This window comes from Mycobacterium sp., from assembly GCF_049802695.1.
Taxonomy (GTDB): Bacteria; Actinomycetota; Actinomycetes; order Mycobacteriales; family Mycobacteriaceae; genus Mycobacterium.
Map to the genome: position 1 here is coordinate 1 of NZ_JBARMY010000369.1, position 5204 is coordinate 5204.

The 5204-nt window shown below is 65.7% G+C and carries 5 protein-coding genes and 1 pseudogene; 4 read left to right on the top strand and 2 right to left on the bottom strand.

Annotated elements, in window-relative coordinates:
- The 3 genes from WA317_RS15285 to WA317_RS15295 form a co-directional block, all read left to right on the top strand.
- On the top strand, positions 1-210 hold a 210-nt coding region (locus WA317_RS15285), incomplete at its 5' end, for a hypothetical protein (protein ID WP_425173834.1).
- Positions 211-241: 31 nt separating this feature from the next.
- The gene (locus WA317_RS15290) at positions 242-1465 is read left to right on the top strand and encodes a cytochrome P450 (protein WP_425173835.1); all 1224 of its coding nucleotides are present in this window, start codon (positions 242-244) and stop codon (positions 1463-1465) included.
- On the top strand, positions 1465-2061 hold the full coding sequence (locus tag WA317_RS15295; protein ID WP_425173836.1) for a TetR/AcrR family transcriptional regulator: 597 nt from the start codon (positions 1465-1467) through the stop codon (positions 2059-2061). Before WA317_RS15290 ends, WA317_RS15295 begins: the two co-directional genes overlap by 1 nt.
- On the opposite strand, the gene WA317_RS15300 is transcribed toward WA317_RS15295, so the two are convergent.
- Together WA317_RS15300 and WA317_RS15305 are read right to left on the bottom strand one after the other, a co-directional pair.
- The gene (locus WA317_RS15300) at positions 2046-3209 is read right to left on the bottom strand and encodes an acyltransferase family protein (protein ID WP_425173837.1); all 1164 of its coding nucleotides are present in this window, start codon (positions 3207-3209) and stop codon (positions 2046-2048) included. The genes WA317_RS15295 and WA317_RS15300 overlap by 16 nt on opposite strands.
- Positions 3206-4930 carry a DEAD/DEAH box helicase gene (locus WA317_RS15305; RefSeq protein WP_425173838.1) on the bottom strand — a complete coding sequence of 575 codons (1725 nt, stop codon included), beginning with the start codon at positions 4928-4930 and terminating at the stop codon, positions 3206-3208. Before WA317_RS15305 ends, WA317_RS15300 begins: the two co-directional genes overlap by 4 nt.
- A gap of 114 nt (positions 4931-5044) precedes the next feature.
- On the opposite strand from WA317_RS15305, the pseudogene WA317_RS15310 reads away from it, so the two are divergent.
- Positions 5045-5204, top strand: a pseudogene (locus tag WA317_RS15310) (LppP/LprE family lipoprotein); the annotation flags it as partial.

Consider the following 5204-nt stretch of genomic DNA (forward strand, 5'->3'; position numbering starts at 1 on the left):
TGGCGATCGCTACGCGGAACCCGCCACTCATTCGAAGCCTCCGTCGAAGGCGACGGCCAGTCCTGCCGCGTCACCTTCGCACTGACCTATTCGCTGACCGGCTTGGGCATTGCCCGGCTCAGCGAATTCATCGGGCGCGGGATCGTCGGCCGCAATCTGCAGGCCGCGGCGGAAGAACTTCGTCACCGCTTGGAATTCGACGAAAGTTGACATAAGCGACTAACTGTCGTAATCATGAGACATGACAGCTAGTTTGTCTCACCGACGGCATTTCCAGCTGCCGACCGCCGAGACCTGGACTGAGCCCTGGCCGATGTACCGCGCGCTCCGCGATCAGGATCCGGTGCATCACGTCGTACCCAAAGGCCGGCCGGCCGACGACTATTACGTGCTGTCCCGGCACGCCGACGTGTGGGCGGCGGCGCGCGATCACGAGACCTTCTCCTCGGCGCAGGGCTTGACGGTCAACTACGGGGAGCTCGAACTCATCGGGCTGCAGGAAAACCCACCGATGGTCATGACGGATCCGCCCGCGCACACCGAATTCCGCAAGCTGGTGGCCCGCGGCTTCACGCCAAGACAGGTCCAGGCGGTCGAACCGACGGTGCGCGAGTTCGTCGTCCAGCGCATCGAGCGGTTGCGCGCCGCCGGCGGCGGTGACATCGTCGCCGAGCTGTTCAAACCGCTGCCGTCGATGGTCGTTGCGCATTATCTGGGCGTGCCGGAGGAAGACCGGGCCCAATTCGACGGCTGGACCCAGGCGATCGTCGCGGCCAACACCGCCGCCGGCGGTGTCACGACTGCCGGTGACGCGATCGGTTCGATGATGGCCTACTTCACCGACCTGATCGCGCGCCGCCGAACCGAGCCGGCGGACGACACCGTCTCACACCTCGTCGCGGCCGGGGTTGGCGCCGACGGCGACATCGCCGGCACCCTGTCGGTGTTGGCGTTCACCTTCACGATGGTCACCGGCGGCAATGACACCACCACCGGAATGCTCGGCGGCTCAACGCAATTACTGCACCAGCGGCCCGACCAGCGACGGCTGCTGGCGAACGACCCGGCACTGATCCGCGACGCCGTCGAGGAACTGCTGCGGCTCACCTCGCCGGTGCAGGCCCTGGCCCGCACGGTCACCCGTGACGTGACGATCGGCGACACCACCGTCCCGGCCGGCCGTAAAGTTCTGCTGCTGTACGGATCCGGCAACCGGGACGAACGTGTCTACGGGCCGGACGCCGCTGAGCTGGACGTGACGCGCTGCCCGCGCAACATCCTCACGTTCAGCCACGGCGCACACCATTGCCTGGGTGCCGCCGCGGCGCGGATGCAGTCCCAAGTCGCGCTGACCGAGCTGCTGGCGCGCTGCCCGGAGTTCGAGGTCGACGAGTCCGGCATCGTCTGGGCCGGCGGCAGTTACGTGCGGCGTCCGCTTTCGGTTCCCTTCCGCGTGCGGTCCTGATGCCCGCCAACGACTGGCTGGCGTTGCGTCGGACCGAGATGGCCGCCGATCGGATTCTGGACGCGGCCGGGAAGCTGTTCACCGAGCACGACCCAGGGTCGATCGGCATGAACGAAATCGCCCGCGCCGCAGGGTGTTCACGCGCGACGCTGTATAGGTACTTCGAGAACCGCGAAGCGTTGCGTACCGCCTACGTGCATCGCGAGGCCTATCGGCTGCACGACGCGATCAGAGAGCAGATCACCGGCATCGACGATCCCCGGCAACGGCTGATCGCCGGGGTCACCACAACGCTGCGGTCGGTTCGCGAAAGCCCGGCCCTGTCATCATGGTTCGCCACCACACAACCGCCGATCGGCGGCGAGGTGGCTGAGCACTCCGTGGTGATCAACGCGCTGGCCGCGGGATTTCTGAACTCCTTGGGCCCCGACGAGCGTGGCGTCGTCGAACGTCGCGCGCGCTGGCTGGTGCGGGTCATCACGTCGTTGCTGCTGTTTCCCGGCCGTGACGGTGCGGACGAGGCGGCATTGCTTCAGGAGTTCGTCATCCCGGTCGTGGTGTCGGCCGACCAGGTGACCGGTCAACCCGCTCGGTGACTCGGGGCCGATGTCCGCACGCGGGTGAATCGGTGCAGCAGCCACGCCGGAGGGATCGTGATGACCACTGTCACGACGAACAGGACGGTCATCGAACCCGTGTAGATGCGGTAATGCACTAACTCGATCATGGCGAATTCCATGGTGAGCAGGTGGACCAGGAAGATTTCGTAGGAGATCTCGCCCAGCCACACCATTGGTCTGCTGGCCAGCATTCCCGCGTACCACCCTTGGTTGCCCAAGGCCAGCGGCGCCACCGCCAAAGCTGCGATGACCGCGTAGAACGTCGACTTCACCACCGCTTCGAGCAACCCGGTCGGCGCCGTCGTCGGCGCCCCACCGATCGGCGTGGCAGCGATCAGGTAACTGATCACGGCCAACGGAATCGCCACCAGCGCATAGCAGACCATGCGCATCGCCTGCAGCACCGCCAATAACATCCCGGCGACGAACCAGGCCAGGTAGCTGGGCAGCCATAGCCGGGCAACGTTGGGCAGCCAGTCGTTGGTGTGTACCAGGGTCAACCAGGCGGGGCTGATCAATGCCAGCCCGCCCAGGCCTGCCAGCAGCCGCACCGGCTGCCATCGGCGCCGGCACAGCGAAGCCAGCAACACATACGCCAGGGCCGGAAGCACCAGGTAAAAAGCAACTTCTACGGACAGGCTCCACATCTGGGTCAGACCTTGATGCAGGTAGTTCCCCAGATAGTTGCCCGTGTAGGTCTGGGTCAACGTGAGGTTGCGCAACAGCCCGATCCAGGTGTGACCGGGATTCGGCTTCAGCGAATGGAATTGGTAGTCGACGTAGGCCGCGAGCACCGTCACCACGTATGCGGGCATGATGCGCCGCACCCGGTGCCGGGCATAACTGCTGACCGACGGTGACGGGCTGCCGGTGGCGGCTGACTTGACCCACGGCCGGAACAGCAGGAATCCGGACAGCACGAAGAAGATCGGCACCCCGATCTCCAGCCGCGCACAAATCAACCCGAAATATCCCTGGATGTATTTGCCGGTGGTGTATGCCGCATGGGTGCCCACCACCAAAAGCGCGGCGACCGCGCGGATACCGGTCAGCGACGCGACCCGGTCGACACCGGACACCTGTTCGAGCCCGCCTTGTTCAGTCGTGGCCTCGGGCAGGGTCATCCGGAGGTTTTCCGCTTGGGTTTCTTGCCGTCCCGGCGGCGGTCCGGGCTCGACGGCCGTTCGGGCCGCAGGTTGATCAGCTGTCCTGAGATGCGGGTGCGCTCCAGCGCCTTCAGCGTCGCCGCTGCGAGATGTGCAGGCAGTTCGACGAGGGAGAAGTCCGGGCCGATGGTGATGTGGCCGAAGTCACTGCGGTGCAGACCGCCTTCGTTGGCGATCGCACCCACGATCGCACCGGGACCGACTTTGTGCCGCTTGCCGACGGCAATGCGGTAGGTGCCGAAGTCTTTGTCGGAAGCAACTTTCCGGTCTTTTCCTGACTTGCGGTCGGTGTCGGCGGCTCGGCGCTCGCTGCGTCGCTCAGGCGGTGGCTCGGGTGCCATGAGGAACGCCTCGCCGTCGCGGGACTGCAGCGCCAAAGCCGCCGCGATGTCGGCCATCGGCACGTCGTGATCGCGTTCGTAGTCTTCGACCAGGCGGTGGAACAACTCGAATCCCGGCGAGCCGAGGGCGTCGGTGATGGAATCGGCAAACTTGGCCACCCGCTGGGCGTTGACGTCTTCGACGCTCGGCAGTTGTGCCTCGATGAGCGTCCGGCGGGTGGCTTTCTCGATCGACTTCAGCAGGTGGCGCTCTCGCGGCGAGACGAACAGCAGCGCGCTTCCCGACCGGCCGGCCCGCCCGGTGCGTCCGATCCGGTGCACGTAGGACTCGGTGTCGTGCGGGATGTCGTAGTTGAGCACGTGCGAGATCCGGTCGACGTCCAGTCCGCGCGCAGCCACGTCGGTGGCCACCAAGATGTCGAGTCCTTTTCCGCCGCCTTCCTTCAAAGCCGCAATCGTCCGTTCCCGTTGGGCCTGCGGGATGTCGCCGTTGATGGCCGCTGCGGAAAACCCCCGAGCACGCAATCTTTCGGCGACTTCCTCGGTGGCCTGCTTCGTGCGGACGAAGACGATCATCGCCTCGAAGGACTCGACCTCAAGCACCCGCGTCAGGGCGTCCATTTTGCGCGGACCGGCAACCTGGATGTAACGCTGCGAGATGTTCTCGGAAGTGGCCGTTTTCGTCTCGGACGCGACTTCAAGGGGATCGTGCAGATATTTGGCGGTGATCTTGCGGATCGCCGGAGGCATGGTGGCCGAGAACAACGCGACCTGCTTGTATTCCGGCGTCTCGGAAAGAATCCGCTCGACTTCTTCGGCGAAGCCCATGCTGAGCATCTCGTCGGCCTCGTCGAGCACCAAATAGTCGACATGGGACAGGTCAAGGGTGCCGCGTTCCAGGTGATCGATGACACGGCCCGGGGTGCCGACCACGACCTGCGCGCCGCGTTTAAGGCCGGACAGTTGCACAGTGTAGGACGATCCGCCGTAGACCGGCAGCACGTTGATCTTCGGCAGATGGGTGCCGTAGCGGCTGAACGCCTCGGCCACCTGCAACGCCAGTTCGCGGGTCGGCGCGAGCACCAGTGCTTGGGTGGCGGTGTTGTTCGGGTCGATCTTGGACAGGATCGGCAGGGCGAACGCCGCTGTTTTGCCGGTGCCGGTCTGGGCCAGCCCCACCACGTCGGAACCGGCCATCAGCGCCGGGATGGTGGCCGCCTGAATCGCTGACGGTGACTCGTAGCCGACGTCGGCGACCGCACGAACCACCTGCGGGTGAAGCTGCAGGTCGAGGAACGTCGCGGGGGACGGCGTCGTGGAATCTTCCGGGGCGGTCATCAGAACGTGAAGTTTAGTGGGGATCGCCAGCTCGGCGTGCCGAGCGCAGCGCACAGTCCTCCGTACGGCCTCGCCTGCCACACCTACGGACCCGTTGACGGTACGGTGCGCGATGTGTGGTGGCTATCGTGCCGGGTTCGGACATTGACGGGAGTGGCTGTCGCCGCATCGGTGGCCGCGGTCTCAGCGGGCTGCGGGTCGGGTGATTCGACCGTGGCCAAGACGCCGCAAGCCAGCCCGACGCATCCGCCCGCCGTCTCCAGTAAGGTGGCCC